Origin of the sequence: Hyphobacterium sp., assembly GCF_043584775.1 — a bacterium.
Lineage (GTDB): Bacteria > Pseudomonadota > Alphaproteobacteria > Caulobacterales > Maricaulaceae > Hyphobacterium.
In genome coordinates, this window is the sequence record NZ_CP121327.1 from 1,881,334 (window position 1) to 1,896,810 (window position 15,477).

A 15,477-nucleotide genomic window follows, 5' to 3' on the forward strand; every position below is an offset into this window, starting at 1 on the left:
TCAGACGCCTGCCGCTACGCCGCTTCAACCCGCAAAGGCAGGCCGTCTTCCGGGCGTAAAGTCACGGTCATGACGGGGCGCGGCACAAATCCGTCCGGAACGCTGAATTTCAGATCGCGGACCAGAGTCGCGAGAATGACGACCGCCTCGGTCAGGGCAAAGACCGAGCCAACACAGGCGCGCGGCCCGCCGCCGAAGGGTTTGAAGAGCCAGGGATCGGAAGGCCGGTTGTCACGATTGAACCGCTCGGGATCAAATGCATCGGCATTGTCCCAATAGCGATGATGCCGGTGCAGGGCATAAAAGGCGATGATGGCGACATCGCCTTTCTTCACCGAGCGCTCGCAAATCTGTGTGTCGCGGATGGCCTGACGGCCGACCAGTGGTGCCGGCGGGTAGAGCCGCAAGGTCTCGTCGATGATCTGCCGGGTGAAGACAAGGCTGGCGACATCGTCGGCGGCAAAGCTGCCGCTGGACACCGCTTTTGCTTCGGCGCGCACCCTGTCCTGCCAATCCGGGCGGCAGGCCAGAATGTACAGCGCCCAGCCGATGGCGATGGCCGTGGTTTCATGCCCGGCAATGACAAGGCTGAGCACATTGTCGCGGATATCGGTGTCAGTCAGGGCGGCCTCGCCGGCCTCGGTCCGGGCATCAAGCATCAGCTGAAGCAAATCTTCGCGCGTCTGGCCCGATTTGCGGCGGGCCGCGATTTCCGCGCCCACAGCCTCTCGCAAAATCTTGCGCGCCTTGAGCGCCTTTGGCCCGAGAATGCGCGGCGTGGTCTCCGGCAAAGGCAGGAGATCGGAAAACCGCGTCCGTCCGGTTTCGGAAAAGACCAGTTCGATGGCAGAGCGTATCTGACCGCGATCAAAATCATTGGCCTCGGTAAACAGGGCCCGCTCGATCACGCTCAGCGCCGCGCGGTTCAGCGCCGGGGTGATATCCTCCCCTTTCGGCTGATCAGCAATGGATTTGGCCGCAAAGGCTGCCGACTCCGACATGGCCGGCACCAGATTCATGATGCGCTGGCGCACAAAGCCCGGCTGCATGGCCTTGCGCTGCATTTTCCACCAATCGCCATGCGCGGTCAGAATCGCCTCGCCCAGAATGGGGCGCAGCATGCGCTGGATCAGGGGCGACTTGCGCCAGGCATCCGGGTCATCGTGCAAAACCGCCTTCATCTCTTCCGGCCCGGAAAGGGTGTGGACCGTTCGGCCCAGAAAAGGCGCGGAAATGCGCGTGAACTGAAACGCCTCCTGGGGGAGAATCTCGACAGGCGAATGGCGCAGAACCCTTGCTGTACCAAGCAAACCCAGAGGTTGTCGTTGCCGTTCGGGCATGGGCGGAATGAAATCGGTTTCGGCTGTCACGGGAAATCGCGCCTTTTTTACGGTGTGACCCAATCTAGCGCATCGCGAAAAAATAGCAGTGCGACAATCCAGACATCGTTGACGGCCCGCCCGGCTTGGCTACTTTTGGCGCAGTTGATCAAGGGGGGAGTTCATCGTGGCGACTGATCTAATGCGCTACGATCTGATGGCGCAAGAAGCATTGAGAGGCGTCATCCGCGAAGCTTTAATTCGCGCCGCCGGACCGAAAGGTCTGCCGGGAGCTCACCACTTTTACATCAGTTTCAAAACCGAAGGTGCCGGCGTCGATATCGATGAAAGCCTTCGCGAGCGTTATCCGGAAGAGATGACCATCGTTCTGGAACACCAGTTCTGGGACCTTCATCCCGAGGAAGATTATTTCGAAGTCACGCTGAAATTCGGCGGTGTCCCGAAATACATGAAAGTACCCTATTCGGCGGTCAACCGTTTCCACGATCCATCTGTCGGCTTCCATCTGCAGTTTGAGCCGCTGATGCGAGAGGCCGAAGATGCGGCGGAAGCCCAGCCGGCCAAGGAACCTGCCAAGCTCAAACCGGCGACGAAGAAAAAGCCGCCAGCCAAAAAAGCCGAGACCGCCCCTCCTGCAGAAGCCACTGATGCCAACGGCGATGGCGCCCAGGTTGTCAGCCTCGACAGCTTCCGCAAGAAGTAATGAAATATCCCAAACCGCCCTGGGATGAGGCCACCATCCGGCATTTCTTTACCGAAGTTCCTACACAGCTGGAGTATTCCAAGCTTCTTGGCTTCAAATTCATAGATCTGAATTCCGAGGAAATGTGGTTCGACGCCCAATGGGAGCCCGATTTGCGCGTCTGCAGCCCGACGGGCGCGGTGCAGGGCGGCATGGTTACGGCCATGCTGGACGACACCATGTCGCTGGCCGCTGTTACCGTGGCGGGATTTGACGGCGTCGTGCCGACGCTGGAAATGAAAACCAGCTTCATTTCGCCGGTCTGGCCGGGAAAGCTGCGGTGCCGCGGTCAGGTCATCAAGAAGGGCAAGCAATTCTTCTTCACCGAAGGCTGGCTGTGGGATGCCGACGGCAAGCTTCTCACCAAGTCCAGCGCGACCTGCTTTCACAAATCGCATGAGGAAGTGAAACGCATCCGGAAAGAGCGTGGACTCTAAACCGCTCTCGATTGCCCTGATCACACTGGCGCAAGTGCTGGCGCTGTCGGTCTGGTTTGCGGGAACGGCGGCCCTGCCCGCACTGAAGGCTGCGGCAGATATCAACAGCGCGGCTCAGGCCGCTCTCACATCTTCGGTCCAGATCGGCTTTGTAATCGGGGCGCTGACCAGCGCCATTCTCGGCCTTGCCGATCGGTTTGACCCCCGGCGGGTCTTCATGGGCGGCGCGCTGCTTGCGGGCGCAGCCAATGCCATAGCAATGCTGACCGAACCCGGCAGTGTGGCCATGATCGTAACGCGCGCAGTGGTCGGCGCATCACTTGCCCTGGTCTATCCGGTTGGCATGAAGCTGGCGGCCAGCTGGGCGAAGGGCGATGCCGGGCTGCTGGTTGGGCTGTTGGTCGGGGCGCTAACACTGGGCTCTGCGACGCCCTTCGCCTTCAACCTGTTTGATACCGGCATGGGCTGGCAAACGCCTTTCCTGTTCAGCGCAATTGCTGCGGGTCTCGCGGCGCTTTTGATTGGCTTTGCGACGGCCGGTCCGGCCTTCAAAACCGGCGCGCACTTTGACCCCGGCGCGGCCTTCCTGGCCTTTCGTGACCCGGCCCTGAGGCTCGCCAATTTCGGCTATCTCGGCCATATGTGGGAACTCTATGCCATGTGGGCCTGGGTGCCCGTCTTTCTGCACGCCTATTTCGGTTCGAACGCCGCAGCGGCCGATCTGACGGCATTCAGCGTCGTGGCGATTGGTGCTGGCGGATGTCTGTTTGCCGGATGGGCTGCAGATCGGTTCGGACGCACCACCATTACCATGGCAGCCATGAGCGTCAGCGGTTTCTGCGCCCTCATATCCGGATTTCTGTTCGGGGCACCGGTCTGGTTGCTGGTGCCCGTCCTGCTGGCCTGGGGGATGAGCGTCATCGCCGACAGTGCCCAGTTTTCAGCCGCCATCACCGAGCTTGGCCCACCCGACAAGATCGGGACGCTTCTGACAATCCAGACGGCCACCGGATTTGCCCTGACGGCCATCATCGTGCAGCTTTTGCCGCTTTGGATCACGTATGCAGGGTGGACCTATGCCTTCATCCCGCTGGCGATCGGTCCGGCCGTTGGCGTCTGGGCCATGGGGCGGTTAAGGCGAAGACCAGAGGCCGCGAAACTGGCCGGCGGACGGCGCTAGGCTGCGTCCCGGTTAAGCGGACGTGCCCTCACCTTCACCCGGGCGCGATCGGACAGGACTTTTTCGACCATCAGTTTTTCAACCTGACTGTCATCATGAAAGACACAACCGGTCAGCGCGTCCAGCACGGCCTTTGCGACATTATCGACATCGTGAACGGGGCTGTTTTCGGTGCGCTCGATCCGGATCTCGACTTCATAGGGGCCGTATTTCGGACGCACCCGTTTGAATTCCGTACGGAAAAACTCGCCAATCAGGGTTTTGAACCGCTTTGATTGCGAGGTGAGCGCGTCGACGCGCAAGTGTAGACTATCGGCTGACATCGCGGCCTGTACCCGTCCTTTTCCAATCCAAACCAGTGCGTCGTCTTGATCCATGCCGCCCCGGTGATAAACGCTAATCCGAATCGATATTAACCTTCTGCCCTTCCCGGCAGTTGCGCAAGGAGCCTCGCGCCATGAGCGAAACCCGCACCGAAACAGACAGCTTTGGTCCTCTGGAAGTTCCCAATAACAAGCTTTATGGCGCGCAATCGGCCCGCTCCCTGATCAATTTCGCCATTGGCGAGGAGACAATGCCCGCGCCCATGATCCGCGCGCTTGGCATTATCAAGCGCTCGGCTGCGCGGGTGAACAAGTCGCTCGGCAATCTGGAGCCGGAGCTGGCCGATGCCATCGAACAGGCCGCGGGCGAGGTCGCCGAAGGCAAGTGGAATGACCATTTCCCCCTGTCGGTCTGGCAGACGGGTTCGGGCACGCAATCGAACATGAACACGAATGAAGTGGTCGCCAACCGGGCCATCCAGATTCTGGGCGGCGTGGTGGGATCAAAAGACCCGGTTCACCCGAATGACCACGTCAATCGCTCGCAATCGTCCAACGACACATTCCCGACGGCCATGCACATTGCTGCCGCCGAGGAGATGCATCACCGCCTGCTGCCCGCTTTGCAAACGCTGCGCAATGCGTTGAATGACAAGTCCGAAGCCTTCAAGGACATCATCAAGATCGGCCGCACGCACCTGATGGACGCGACGCCGCTGACCCTGGGCCAGGAATTCTCCGCCTATGTCGCGCAGCTCGATCTCGGCATGCAGCGGGTCAATGAAGGCCTCGCCTATCTCTATTATCTTGCTCAAGGCGGTACCGCCGTCGGCACCGGCATCAATGCCAAGCCGGGCTTCGACAAGGCGTTTGCCGAGGATGTGGCCAATTATACCGGCCTGCCCTTCAAGACGGCCCCGAACAAGTTCGAAGCTTTGGCCGCGCATGATGCCTATGTCTCCGCGCACGGCGCGCTGAACACGCTGGCCGCTTCGCTCAACAAGATCGCCAATGACATCCGCCTGCTGGGCTCGGGCCCGCGCTGCGGCATCGGCGAGATCTCCCTGCCGGAGAACGAGCCGGGCTCCTCGATCATGCCCGGCAAGGTGAATCCCACCCAGTGCGAAGCCATGACCATGGTCTGCGCCCAGGTGATGGGCAATCATGTCGCCATCACGGTCGGCGGCGCGCAGGGGCATTTCGAGCTCAACGTTTTCAAGCCGATGATGGCCTACAATATGCTGCAATCCATCCGCATCATGTCGGATGCCTGCGTCTCCTTCACCGATAAATGCGTGACCGGCATTGTCGCCAATGAGGACCGGATCACGGACCTGATGGAGAAATCCCTGATGCTGGTGACCGCGCTGGCCCCGACGATCGGCTATGACAATGCCACCACCGTCGCCAAGACCGCGCACAAGAACGGCACGACGCTAAAGGAAGAGGCGGTGAAGCTGGGCTTTGTGACGGCGGAAGAGTTCGACAAGGCCGTCATCCCGGCGGATATGATCAAGCCGAAATAGTGTGGACGGTTGAACACCGGAAACTTCTTGAAGACACGGGCGCTGTATGCGTCCCGTCCGGCTTACCTGTAGTAGATCTTGCGGTGCTCCGCGAGGAGCTTGCGCCGTATGAAGGACAGCCCGGCGCGCGCCTGAACCGTCCGGGCGACGCGGTTACAAATCTTGTTGGCCCGAGCGGCGCGCTGGGGCGTCTGGCGTCGAGCATTCTGGCTAACGCTGCGCGGCCCGTGCGTGTGTTGGTGTTCGACAAGTCGGAGCGTTCGAACTGGTCCGTGCCCTGGCATCAGGACCGGACCATCGCGGTTGCAGGACGCGCAAAAGTGGCCGGCTTTCAAAACTGGACAATGAAGCGCGGCACACAACACGTTGAGCCGCCATTCGAAATCATTGAACGAATGATTACCTTGCGGCTACATCTAGACGATTGTCAGCGAGACAACGGTCCGCTGCAGACGATCTCCGGCTCGCATCGTCTGGGCAAGTTGAACGATGCTGGAACGAAAGCGGCGGTTGCCGATGGTGAGGGTAAGCAACACACGGCTCTGGAAGGCGACATCCTCGTGCTTCGGACCTCGATCATTCACGCATCGCCGTCCGCCACCCGCCCGGCGCGCAGACGCGTATTGCATGTCGAGTTCAGCCCTGACGAATTGCCCGCATCGCTGGAATGGGCACTTATTTTATGACGTCTCGCTTCCAAGCGGGCGAAAACCTTCGCAAGCTCAAGCCGAAATAGGCTCCTGATTTCCCGGGTCCCTCGGGCTCGACCCGAGGGACCATCCTCTCTTGCTTGATGGATACCCGGGTCAAGCCCGGGCACCCCGGATGAGATCAACCCAAACTCAGCGCCAGCATGCTGACGTTTTTGGGACTGCGAGCGGCCATATCCCCCGCTCGCGAGGGAGAAAAACTATTCCCGAATAGCCGTCAGCACAGCCTCCATCGCCGGGTCGCGCCCTGCTGCATAGGCCTCGAAGGTCAATGGCGCGGCGATGTTGATATCGAGATCATCGACGATGACCGGGAAGATGTGCAAACTGCCCCAATGGCAGATGAATATCCCTTCGCAGCCATTCTGAAGATCATAAAAACCGGTTGAATAGCGCGCGCGGAAACCGGAGTTCGGCAGGGAATACCACCAGCCCTCGGCCCAGAATTGCAACCGGTCGCCGATGGCTTCGCCCATGATGATGGTGCGGTCCGGAGCGGCCTCTTTTGCCATCGCCATGTTGACGATCCCCGCCGAGAAAGTATTGCCGGAGGCCAGCAGGTAGACATGGCCATCCGGGCCGACAATGTCGCCCAGCGCGCTCATCAGCGGTTCCGTCTGGGTAAGGTCGCCCCCGCCATTGAAGCGCTGATCGGCGATCACCTGGCGCGGGGACAGGGCGCGGATTTCCGCTTCGGCGCGCGCCACCCAGGCGCTGAGCGGTTCGCCGCTATCATCGTCGAGATTGGACCGGATCGATATGTAGACCGTCTCGCCATCCGGCAGGGCTTCGAACCAGTAGTCATTGCCCGGGTTTTGCAGGAAAAGCGGATCGCGTGCGGGTTCGAACGCAATCCATTCGTCAGTCTCCCGGACCCAATGCATGGGCAGCTCGCCCGAATAGACGCGCTCGGCGTCCTCTTCTGGCGAGACCGCTGAAAGCTGCACAATCTGCGGCGTGCCATCCGCAAGGACGACCTCCATTGTTGTTTCACCTGAGCCCATCCCGGCCACGGCGAGATAGTCAGGGGTTTCCAGCAGGAGCGGCGCAAAAGACAGGAAATTCTGATCATTCCCGCCAAATGCATCGCGAAAACGCCGGAGCGCCTCTCTCGCAGGAATGCCGTTTACGGCTGTGATCTCCGCGCCGAGCAGGTTCTCATGGCCCGGCAGTGCGCGCAGGATACGCAATTCGCCATCCATCCAGGCCGAGCGGACGGGCAGGCGCGGGAAGGTTTGCACCATGCGGGTCGCCGATGCATTGGAATGGCCATTGTCGATCGTGGCCTGCAGGCGCGCGAGTTCCAGCTGGAAGCCGGCCTCGGTGAGTTGGCCTGCGCGTTCGCCCAACGCATCTATCGCTTCGCCAAAGGCTTGCCGCTGCTCGGGCGTGAATGACCGCTCATTTCGGCGGACGTGATCGAAGTGATCGAGATCCTGAAGCCGCGCCTCCAGCACCGTCTCCGGCTCGCTCAGAAACAGAGGCGGAACTGGTATCGGATGGAAGGCGATGATCGTCACGATAATCAGGAGAATGTTCCGGCCGAGCCAGGCCAGAATACCCAGGATCAACAGATACCCCCACCAGGGGATCAAACGAAATGGAAATGTAAGCGTGCGCCAGACAGCAATCATATCAACCAACCTATTATTTCATGTTGGTATGAAGATGCCATCTTTTGCGGATATGGATGCAGGCGGCTGAATTATTCCCGCTTCATGCCGCGCGCATGGAAAAAGAACCAGATCGTCGCGAGATAGGAAGCACCGGTCATGGTCAGGATGATCCAGGGCACGGGGGCCAGCCCTCCGGCACCTGCAATGACCGGCCCCATCCATCCCAGACCGGTGTCCGGCAATTGCCCCTGAGCGCTGATTTGGGCGCCCAGTCGGGCAAAATCGGAATAGACGGCAAACAGCTCGTTGATGAAGCCCAGCGAAAACAGAGAGAAAATGATCAACAACAATGCTGACAGTGTCCGGTCCAGCTTGTGGGCGAAGAAATAGCTGACCGCGATCATGCCGGAGATTATGGCGAGGAAATTGGCGAATGTGGCCTGTGCGGCCTCCATAATCGTGAAAAACAGGCTGGCCAGTTCGTAATCCGTCATCATTCTATCCCACACTCAGCGCCAGCTCTGCAGCGGACCTCGGGCGGCCAAGCTCTTTCTCGCCAGCCTTGTGGCTGCTGTGATGGTCGATCGCCGAGCCTTCGATGCCTTCAAACATTCGCAGGTCGCTATTGGACAAAGCTCGCACCCCGGATTGCCGCCCCCACATCCGGATAGGCCGCATTGATCAGGAGGGCGGATTCCACCCCGCATTCGAATGTTCGCGCAAGCCGGTCTGCGGCGTCCTGCGCGATCCGGTTGGCATGGCTCACCTGATCCGCCTCGATGTGTGCGATCATGCAGGTGCCGCCAGCCTGTTCATCGCGCAGCGCGGAGACTGTCAACGTGCTGATCCGGCGCCAATTTACGCCGTTGTCGCTGGGCAGGTTGGCATAATAGCGATGAATGGCGGCATAGGCCTGTCCACCCTCGCCTTCGGCGCGCCACTCGATAACAGTATGGAATTCGCCAAAATTCCCGCGTGTGTAGGGATAGTTGAAAACGGTCGAACGCTGATCATCGGGAATCGGGGCGGCGTTTGTCCGGAAGGTCGAACGCTGGCCGTGTTCGCCGCCATCAAGGTGTAGCACCCATCCGTCATAGCCCGGACAGACCGCATAGAAATAATATCCCTGCTCCTCGATTTCTTCGAGCGTGCGGCAGTCTTCCCCATCCGTGCGCGTGTAAGCACTGAACGACTCTTGTGCGGCCACTGGCGCGGCCATGAAACAAGCCACGGCCACGGCGAAAAGAATTCTGCTCATTGGTTCCCCCTTGTCCCAAGCCATGGAAAAGATGAACCGGATTGCCGGGCAATCCAAGCGCTTATTGGCCGGTCTTGACCGGATCGGGCGATACAGGCTTCAAACAGGATCAGTCCGGCTCTCCTGTTTGCGGATCCGGCTGTGTGCAGAAAAGGCCAACGCCATGCTCGTGAAGCGCTCAATCTCGATTTCCGGCCACCGGACCAGCCTGGCGCTGGAGCCGGAGTTCTGGGCGGTGCTGGATGCCGCCGCCGAACAACGGGGCATGGCCTTTGCGGCGCTGATACGCGGGATAGACGAGGCGCGCGCCGCCGCTGACCCAGACCAACCACTATCGTCAGCGTGCCGGGTGTTTGCGCTCGCTGAAGCGCAAACACCGTCGCCACACTAGCTTTCGTTGCAACGCTCCAGCAATCTCTCCAATACAGGCTCCCAGCCCTTGTTATAACCCTCGCGAAGCTCAGCGCCCTTGGGGTCATTTTCCCAATTGCGGTGGGTGAGATCAATGCGTGTGCGGCCATCGCCCAGATCGGTAAATTTCACCTCGACCTCGGTGCGTTGTTCTTCCGGCTTGTCGAAGCCCCAGGAAAAGACCAGGCGTTTTCCCGGCTCCCAGATGCCGATGCGGCCCCAGAAGCGTTCCGTTCCGTCTGCCGAAACTTCGAATAGCCGACCACCGACGCCGCTCTCCATGACGACGCGTGCGGGCGTGATCCCGTCGCGGTCGGCGCCCATTGAATGGGTTTCCTTGGGCCACCAGGCGTCGAATTGTTCCGTGAAAAAGCGAAATGCCGTTTCAGCATTCCGGTCGACCGTAATCGATTTCTCTATCGGGGCGGTCTTGTCATCAGTCGTCGTGTTCATCGCGCTCCAGCGCCTCCTTGTATCGGACAAGGGCCGTTCCCCAGAAACCCTCGATCCAGCTGCGCAACTCTTCCAGTGCCAACAGCCGGATCGAGTAGATCCGCTTCGTCCCTCGCCGCTCCACTTCCACCAGACCGGCGTCCAGCAGTGCGTTGAGGTGCTGCGAGATCGCCGGACGGCTTACAGGAAAATGCCGCGCTAGATCGCCGGCCGCAGCCGGACCGTCACGCAATCGTTCAAACACGGCGCGACGGGTCGGATTCGCTAGGGTTGCGAGACTATTTTCGTAAGCCATAACTTACGTTAGTTAATGCTTACATTTAAGTCAATCCCCGCTTGACGGGACTCATGCGCCGCGCTCTAAGCGCCTATGACTTCTGACATATCGCCCGCCCCGCAATTGTCGGCCTTCCGCCACACGCCCTATCTGATCTACTGGCTGTCACGGTCGGTCGCCGTTTTTGCGGCCCAGATCCAGATCACGGCTCTGGGTTGGCAGGTCTATGATGCCACCGAGAGCGCATTTCTCTTGGGCCTGATCGGGCTCTCACAGTTTCTGCCGGCCTTGCTGCTGGTTCTGGTGACGGGGGCAGTCGCCGACCGCGCGCCACGCCGACTGATCATGACGGTCTGCATGATGTCGATGGCCGGCGTGGCCGGCAGCTTCCTTATCTACACGGTCTCGGGCAGCCAGATTGTCTGGATTTTGTTCGGGCTTCTCGTTGTGTTCGGCACGGCCCGCGCCTTCATGGGTCCGGCCGTGCAGGCCCTGCTTCCCAATATCGTCCCGCCGCACATGCTCTCGAATGCGATCGCGCTCAATTCCTCGGCCTGGCAATTGGCAACGATTGTCGGGCCCGTCGCGGGTGGTTTGCTGTATGGTATTTCGCCCATCGCCGCCTATTCGGCAGCAACGATCCTCATGGGGACTGCCGCCTTACTGACGCTTTTCATCCCGAAGCCGGAGCAGCACAAGGAAACCGAACCACGCAGCTGGGACACCATTCTCGCCGGCTTCAAATATATCTGGAACGAGAAAATCGTGCTCGGCGCGATTTCGCTGGACCTTTTTGCGGTCCTGCTGGGCGGGGCGGTCGCGCTGCTGCCAATCTTCGCGCGCGATATTCTGGAGGTGGGCCCGGTCGGCCTGGGCCTCTTGCGCGCCGCGCCCGGCATCGGCGCGATTGCCGTCGCGATCTATCTCGCCACGCGGTCAATCAAGGATCATGCGGGGCTTTACCTTTTCATTTTTGTTGGCGTGTTCGGCGCGATGATCATCGTGTTCGGCGTTTCCGAACTGGCCTGGCTTTCCATCGTTGTGCTCATGTTTGCGGGCGGGGCTGACATGATCAGCGTCTATATCCGCGAAACGCTGATCCAGCTGTGGACGCCCGACCGGCTGCGGGGCCGTGTCAATGCCGTGAACATGATCTTCATCGGCGCCTCCAACGAATTGGGAGAATTCCGGGCCGGCGTCGTGGCCGCCGCCATCGGCGCAAAAGCGACCGTTATGATTGGCGGGGCCGGCACGCTGGCCGTCGCGGCGATCTGGGCCAAGCTCTTCCCGGAGCTTCGAAAAGCGCGCCATCTCGACGGGCGGCCTTGACGGGGAGCGCTGGGCGGCGTTTACCCAAAACGTGACCGAAAGCGCTGCCTCCTTCCAACCCCTGACATGGCTGGCCCGCCAATGGCGTGAAGGCCGTTCGCCCGCGCTCTGGCTGCTGGGCGTCATGACGGGCGCAATCTCGGCCTATGCCGCCATTGCTTTCATCCTCAGTCTTCACGGTATCTCCCTGCTGATGTTCGGCGCAAATCACGACGCGCTGGTTTCCGGAGCAGCGAATATTCCCTTCTGGCAGGTCTTGCTGGTCCCGACCGCCGGGGGGCTGCTCGTCGCCGGACTGTTGTGGCTGGGCCAGACGCGCAACTGGCTGCCTCGCGGTCAGGCCAGCGCGGTCGCCGACGTCATGGAAGCACGCGCCGCCCGCCAGGGCCGGATCGAACTGCCCAACGGTTTGCTGTCGGCAAGCATAGCGGCCATCTCGCTGGGAACCGGTGGCTCTGCGGGACGCGAAGGCCCGGTTGTGCATCTCGGTGCGGCCATCGCCTCCTTCATCGCCCGGCGGCTGGGCCTGCCGGCCCGTTCAGCCCGAATCCTGTTGGCGTGCGGCGCTGCTGCCGCCGTGGCCGCCAGTTTCAATGCACCGGTTGCGGGCGCGCTCTTCGCATTCGAGATCGTGCTGGGCCATTACGCCCTGCGCTCGATTGCGCCCGTGGCGATTGCCAGCGTCACCGGCGCGCTGATATCCCGCCTGCATCTCGGCGCCTCGCCGGCGTTTGCGATGCCGGCACTTTCTCCGGCCAGTATCTGGGACCTTCCGGGCGTCATTGGTCTGGGCCTCGCGGCCGCTGTGCTCGCCAGCGCCTTTATCCTGACCAGTATTCACTTGCCGCGCCTGATCGCGCAGCAGTCCGAACGGATCGGCTGGCCCCTCTGGGCCCTGCCACCAATCGGGGGGCTTTGCATCGGCGCACTGGCGCTAATTGCGCCGGAAATCCTGGGCGTTGGCTATGAAGCCACGGCAGCAGCGCTTGGCGGCTCTTACGGTATTCTTACCCTGCTGATGCTCGTTGTCCTCAAGCTGCTGGCGGTCGGGATCACGCTTGGCTTCCGCTTCGGTGGAGGAGTGTTCTCGCCCTCGCTCTATCTGGGGGCCATGCTCGGCGCGGCCTTTGGCGGGCTTTTGGCCATGACCGGCGCAGAAACGGCGGGCATTCCCTTCTATGCGGTCGTCGGTATGGGCGCGGTGGCCGGTGCGGCTCTGGGCGCGCCGCTTTCGACCACGCTGATCGTCTTTGAACTGACCGCCAGCTATGAGGCGTCTGTTGCCGTTCTGATCGCGGTTTCACTGGCGACGGTGCTCAGCCAGTCTCTGGCGGGGGGCAGCATTTTTCACCTTCAAATCCTGCGCCGCGGTTTCGACCTTTCACGCGGACAGGCCCGCGTGCTTCTGCAAACCATCCGGGTGCGGGATATCATGACGCCCATGCAGGAAAAAGAGGCCGGAGCGGATTCAGACAGCGAAGCGGCGTGTCTCTATGAAGATGACTATCTGGGCCGCGCCATTGGCTTCCTGTCGGCGGAAGCCATTGACGGCACCATCGTCCGGTCCCGCTCCGGCGATCAGGTCGTGGTCGGCTATCTGTCCCGCGTCGATGCCCATGCCGCCTACGCCAAGGCGCTGGCCGATGCGCATGAGGAAGAGCACCGCTAGGTCGTAGGCTCGACCGCATAGCGGACAGTCATGTTCAGAATGCCGATCAGGGCATGGGCGATGATCAGGGGCAAGAGATTTCGCCTGAACATGACATAGAGCACGCCGAGCACAATCGCTCCGCCGCCGGTCACCATAACGCCGTGCAGACCCTGATTGTCCATATGCCGCAAGCCGAAAATGACGCCAGCCATCACAATGGCAATAGCCGTTCGCCCAACCACCGAGTCGAACACCGCTTCCAACCTCGAAATGAAGAAGCCGCGGAAGATCAGCTCTTCGAATACGCCACCATGGAACACGGCAATAGCCAGCCAGAGAAGGAAATAGGGCAAGTTTTGATAGATGCCCTCGAAGCGATCTTCGTTGGATGCCAGCCGCGGCCAATAAGGCTCGATCAGCTGGCTGATCACCAAGCTGGCAAAAACAAAAGCGCCGAGCGCCAGGATTACCTGCAGCGGCAACCAGCCCCACCCTTTCACGCCTTTGGGCAAGCGCAAACCGAGTTCGGCCCAGCTTTGGCCGCGTATGGCAAGAAGAATGGTGGCGAGCACAACGCCCGTCAGAAGCGAGATCGGGCCGGCAAATTTCCAGACATGCAGCCCAGCGACGTATTTCACTAAAATGATGGTGACCAGCACGATGGCGAAATCAAGCAAGGCTGTAGCTGGCTTATAGCGGCGACTCGACATCAATTCTTGCTCCCGTGATCGCATTTCCACATACGATGCACGTCACAACATGAACGGATGCGGACAGCTGCGTGGAGTAAGGTGCCGCCGTCCTGCTGCGACTGGTTGGACCTCGCTAGCGCGGGCGCGCCAGACTGATCGCCTGTCCGATCCGCAGCAGCATGCCCAACTCGGACAATCGCTCTGCGCCGATCAGGGCCTGAAAATTGGCAATCCCCTCACCGATGGATTTGAAGTCGGCCAGATGGCCCGGATCGCTGGCCGAATAACCAAACTCGTCACACCAATCGAGGAAGTCCTCGCTGTCTTCATAGGTGGTCATGACGATCAGGGCGCGCACCAGCAATTGCTCCGGCGTTGCCTCATCCGGTGGCGTGCTGCCGGTGGGGATGACCGCCTTGGTCGCAGCACGGTGAATGATCGTCGCTTCGCCCTCGGCGTAAACATTGAGGCCCTGTTTCGTGATCAACCGGGTCAGTTCATCAAACAGATTTGTCATGCCGCTCCAGCTGGCCTCCGCCGATCTCCGCGCAGATTAGCACATTTCGCCCTCAGCCTCTAACCGCGCCGGAAGAGCCGCATCAATACCGGTGATCCGCCTGCGAAAACGATCATCAGGGAAAATATGATCGCCGACCATTGCGCCGCCTGATCGCCCCAGATCCTGTCTATTTCGAAAATGCCGAATGTGAAAAAGATGCAGATCACAATCATCGCCACGCTGGCGCGTACTGCCGTATCTGTCGCGGAAATGGCCAGACGCGCGGAGCCTCCAACAGCGTGGCGCGCTGTCCATGCCCAGATACCGGAAGATGCGACCGCCCCAACGAGACCCGCAATGGATGCGATCGCCGTAGCTGTTGCCAAGGGCGCGAATATCCAGAATCCACTGAAGCCAAGACCGGTGAGAATCAGCATCCTGCCGGCTGCGCGATCGGCTTTACCCAGAAGGGCGGTATCGGAATCCGGCTTGCGCGTCAGCTTGGGTAGATAATTGCCACACACCATCAACAACCCGCCCAACAGGGCGCTAACGCCTCGTCTGGCGAACTCCGGATCGAGCCAGTTGCCTTCCTTGCCGATTACAATGACCGCAAAAGCAGCCATGAGGAGCACAACAGCAATCGTGAGCGCTCGGGCCGCGGGTTTATTGGGGGAGAAGTCAGTCATTTGAGCTGCCCTTTCGACCAGGTGTTTCGGGATGGGGCTGCGCCTCGGCAGGCGATAAGCCTAACATGTTGGTGAAACCAAATACCGCGTCTTCAAGGACCGACATCTGGAGTTGGTAAATCACGGTCTTTCCCTGCTTTTCCGATCGCACAAGTCCGGCCTCGCGGAGAACCGCGAAATGGGCCGACATGGTGGGCTTCGACACAGAAAATTCTGCCGATATTTCACCGGCCGACTTCGGGCCGTCCCGCAACAGGGTGAGGACCTCGCGGCGTGTCGGGTCGGAAAGAGCCTTGAATACGGTGTTCATAAGTTGACGTTTAGCTAACTATCTAATTGATGTC

Annotated in this window: 19 protein-coding genes; 8 read left to right on the top strand and 11 right to left on the bottom strand. The window is 60.5% G+C overall.

Features of this window, described 5'->3' with window-relative positions; all coding sequences use genetic code 11:
* Positions 1-14 precede the first annotated feature (14 nt).
* Positions 15-1,370, bottom strand: coding sequence for a cytochrome P450 (locus P0D52_RS09410; RefSeq protein WP_394692402.1), 1,356 nt, complete (start codon positions 1,368-1,370; stop codon positions 15-17).
* Between the two features lie 151 nt (positions 1,371-1,521).
* Here P0D52_RS09410 and P0D52_RS09415 point away from each other — a divergent pair, with 151 nt between their 5' ends.
* From P0D52_RS09415 to P0D52_RS09425, 3 genes are read left to right on the top strand one after another with little or no spacing between them, the layout of a single operon-like run.
* Positions 1,522-2,043, top strand: coding sequence for an SspB family protein (locus P0D52_RS09415; RefSeq protein ID WP_394694782.1), 522 nt, complete (start codon positions 1,522-1,524; stop codon positions 2,041-2,043).
* Positions 2,043-2,519, top strand: coding sequence for a PaaI family thioesterase (locus tag P0D52_RS09420; RefSeq protein ID WP_394692403.1), 477 nt, complete (start codon positions 2,043-2,045; stop codon positions 2,517-2,519). The genes P0D52_RS09415 and P0D52_RS09420 overlap by 1 nt, the downstream gene beginning before the upstream one ends.
* Positions 2,509-3,699: a nitrate/nitrite transporter gene (locus tag P0D52_RS09425; RefSeq protein WP_394692404.1), complete on the top strand. Its 1,191-nt coding sequence runs from the start codon at positions 2,509-2,511 to the stop codon at positions 3,697-3,699. Before P0D52_RS09420 ends, P0D52_RS09425 begins: the two co-directional genes overlap by 11 nt.
* Here the strand turns inward: P0D52_RS09425 and P0D52_RS09430 are convergent.
* Positions 3,696-4,076, bottom strand: coding sequence for a RusA family crossover junction endodeoxyribonuclease (locus P0D52_RS09430; protein WP_394692405.1), 381 nt, complete (start codon positions 4,074-4,076; stop codon positions 3,696-3,698). The genes P0D52_RS09425 and P0D52_RS09430 overlap by 4 nt on opposite strands.
* 80 nt (positions 4,077-4,156) lie before the next feature.
* On the opposite strand from P0D52_RS09430, the gene fumC reads away from it, so the two are divergent.
* A complete protein-coding gene (gene fumC, locus P0D52_RS09435) occupies positions 4,157-5,548 on the top strand; it encodes a class II fumarate hydratase (RefSeq protein WP_394692406.1) in 1,392 nt (463 codons plus the stop codon).
* Positions 5,548-6,234, top strand: coding sequence for a phytanoyl-CoA dioxygenase family protein (locus P0D52_RS09440; protein WP_394692407.1), 687 nt, complete (start codon positions 5,548-5,550; stop codon positions 6,232-6,234). Before fumC ends, P0D52_RS09440 begins: the two co-directional genes overlap by 1 nt.
* 224 nt (positions 6,235-6,458) lie before the next feature.
* On the opposite strand, the gene P0D52_RS09445 is transcribed toward P0D52_RS09440, so the two are convergent.
* From P0D52_RS09445 to P0D52_RS09455, 3 genes are all read right to left on the bottom strand, one after another.
* Positions 6,459-7,892 (bottom strand): hypothetical protein, encoded by a 1,434-nt coding sequence (locus P0D52_RS09445; protein ID WP_394692408.1) that lies wholly within the window; start codon positions 7,890-7,892, stop codon positions 6,459-6,461.
* 71 nt (positions 7,893-7,963) lie between these two features.
* The gene (locus tag P0D52_RS09450) at positions 7,964-8,371 is read right to left on the bottom strand and encodes a hypothetical protein (protein ID WP_394692409.1); all 408 of its coding nucleotides are present in this window, start codon (positions 8,369-8,371) and stop codon (positions 7,964-7,966) included.
* Between the two features lie 125 nt (positions 8,372-8,496).
* The gene (locus P0D52_RS09455) at positions 8,497-9,132 is read right to left on the bottom strand and encodes a hypothetical protein (RefSeq protein WP_394692410.1); all 636 of its coding nucleotides are present in this window, start codon (positions 9,130-9,132) and stop codon (positions 8,497-8,499) included.
* 163 nt (positions 9,133-9,295) lie between these two features.
* On the opposite strand from P0D52_RS09455, the gene P0D52_RS09460 reads away from it, so the two are divergent.
* Positions 9,296-9,523, top strand: coding sequence for a ribbon-helix-helix domain-containing protein (locus tag P0D52_RS09460; RefSeq protein WP_394694783.1), 228 nt, complete (start codon positions 9,296-9,298; stop codon positions 9,521-9,523).
* Here the strand turns inward: P0D52_RS09460 and P0D52_RS09465 are convergent.
* Both P0D52_RS09465 and P0D52_RS09470 read right to left on the bottom strand, forming a co-directional pair.
* Positions 9,520-9,996, bottom strand: a complete 477-nt coding sequence (locus P0D52_RS09465; RefSeq protein ID WP_394692411.1) for an SRPBCC domain-containing protein — start codon at positions 9,994-9,996, stop codon at positions 9,520-9,522. The two genes, P0D52_RS09460 and P0D52_RS09465, sit on opposite strands and share 4 nt — an antisense overlap.
* The gene (locus tag P0D52_RS09470; protein ID WP_394692412.1) at positions 9,980-10,291 is read right to left on the bottom strand and encodes an ArsR/SmtB family transcription factor; all 312 of its coding nucleotides are present in this window, start codon (positions 10,289-10,291) and stop codon (positions 9,980-9,982) included. Before P0D52_RS09470 ends, P0D52_RS09465 begins: the two co-directional genes overlap by 17 nt.
* Before the next feature lie 75 nt (positions 10,292-10,366).
* Between P0D52_RS09470 and P0D52_RS09475 the strand changes: the two genes are divergently transcribed.
* Complete coding sequence (locus tag P0D52_RS09475) at positions 10,367-11,602, top strand: MFS transporter (RefSeq protein ID WP_394692413.1); 1,236 nt, start codon at positions 10,367-10,369, stop codon at positions 11,600-11,602.
* A 31-nt stretch (positions 11,603-11,633) separates the two neighbouring features.
* Positions 11,634-13,271, top strand: coding sequence for a chloride channel protein (locus tag P0D52_RS09480; RefSeq protein WP_394692414.1), 1,638 nt, complete (start codon positions 11,634-11,636; stop codon positions 13,269-13,271).
* On the opposite strand, the gene P0D52_RS09485 is transcribed toward P0D52_RS09480, so the two are convergent.
* The 4 genes from P0D52_RS09485 to P0D52_RS09500 all read right to left on the bottom strand — a co-directional run bounded on the left by P0D52_RS09485 (position 13,268) and on the right by P0D52_RS09500 (position 15,443).
* Positions 13,268-13,963 (bottom strand): CPBP family intramembrane glutamic endopeptidase, encoded by a 696-nt coding sequence (locus tag P0D52_RS09485; RefSeq protein ID WP_394692415.1) that lies wholly within the window; start codon positions 13,961-13,963, stop codon positions 13,268-13,270. The genes P0D52_RS09480 and P0D52_RS09485 overlap by 4 nt on opposite strands.
* A gap of 115 nt (positions 13,964-14,078) precedes the next feature.
* Positions 14,079-14,462, bottom strand: coding sequence for a hypothetical protein (locus tag P0D52_RS09490; protein WP_394692416.1), 384 nt, complete (start codon positions 14,460-14,462; stop codon positions 14,079-14,081).
* Positions 14,463-14,521: 59 nt separating this feature from the next.
* Complete coding sequence (locus P0D52_RS09495; RefSeq protein WP_394692417.1) at positions 14,522-15,133, bottom strand: hypothetical protein; 612 nt, start codon at positions 15,131-15,133, stop codon at positions 14,522-14,524.
* Positions 15,126-15,443, bottom strand: a complete 318-nt coding sequence (locus P0D52_RS09500) for an autorepressor SdpR family transcription factor (protein ID WP_394692418.1) — start codon at positions 15,441-15,443, stop codon at positions 15,126-15,128. Before P0D52_RS09500 ends, P0D52_RS09495 begins: the two co-directional genes overlap by 8 nt.
* Positions 15,444-15,477: the final 34 nt, after the last annotated feature.

Excerpts from the sequence above, each read along its gene's own strand:
- P0D52_RS09450 (WP_394692409.1), bottom strand. The coding sequence starts at position 8,371 with ATGATGACGGATTACGAACTGGCCAGCCTGTTTTTCACGATTATGGAG.
- P0D52_RS09490 (WP_394692416.1), bottom strand. The coding sequence starts at position 14,462 with ATGACAAATCTGTTTGATGAACTGACCCGGTTGATCACGAAACAGGGC.
- fumC (WP_394692406.1), top strand. The coding sequence starts at position 4,157 with ATGAGCGAAACCCGCACCGAAACAGACAGCTTTGGTCCTCTGGAAGTT.
- P0D52_RS09460 (WP_394694783.1), top strand. The coding sequence starts at position 9,296 with ATGCTCGTGAAGCGCTCAATCTCGATTTCCGGCCACCGGACCAGCCTG.
- P0D52_RS09495 (WP_394692417.1), bottom strand. The coding sequence starts at position 15,133 with ATGACTGACTTCTCCCCCAATAAACCCGCGGCCCGAGCGCTCACGATT.
- P0D52_RS09430 (WP_394692405.1), bottom strand. The coding sequence starts at position 4,076 with ATGGATCAAGACGACGCACTGGTTTGGATTGGAAAAGGACGGGTACAG.
- P0D52_RS09445 (WP_394692408.1), bottom strand. The coding sequence starts at position 7,892 with ATGATTGCTGTCTGGCGCACGCTTACATTTCCATTTCGTTTGATCCCC.
- P0D52_RS09470 (WP_394692412.1), bottom strand. The coding sequence starts at position 10,291 with ATGGCTTACGAAAATAGTCTCGCAACCCTAGCGAATCCGACCCGTCGC.
- P0D52_RS09500 (WP_394692418.1), bottom strand. The coding sequence starts at position 15,443 with ATGAACACCGTATTCAAGGCTCTTTCCGACCCGACACGCCGCGAGGTC.
- P0D52_RS09475 (WP_394692413.1), top strand. The coding sequence starts at position 10,367 with ATGACTTCTGACATATCGCCCGCCCCGCAATTGTCGGCCTTCCGCCAC.
- P0D52_RS09455 (WP_394692410.1), bottom strand. The coding sequence starts at position 9,132 with ATGAGCAGAATTCTTTTCGCCGTGGCCGTGGCTTGTTTCATGGCCGCG.
- P0D52_RS09465 (WP_394692411.1), bottom strand. The coding sequence starts at position 9,996 with ATGAACACGACGACTGATGACAAGACCGCCCCGATAGAGAAATCGATT.
- P0D52_RS09485 (WP_394692415.1), bottom strand. The coding sequence starts at position 13,963 with ATGTCGAGTCGCCGCTATAAGCCAGCTACAGCCTTGCTTGATTTCGCC.
- P0D52_RS09420 (WP_394692403.1), top strand. The coding sequence starts at position 2,043 with ATGAAATATCCCAAACCGCCCTGGGATGAGGCCACCATCCGGCATTTC.
- P0D52_RS09415 (WP_394694782.1), top strand. The coding sequence starts at position 1,522 with ATGCGCTACGATCTGATGGCGCAAGAAGCATTGAGAGGCGTCATCCGC.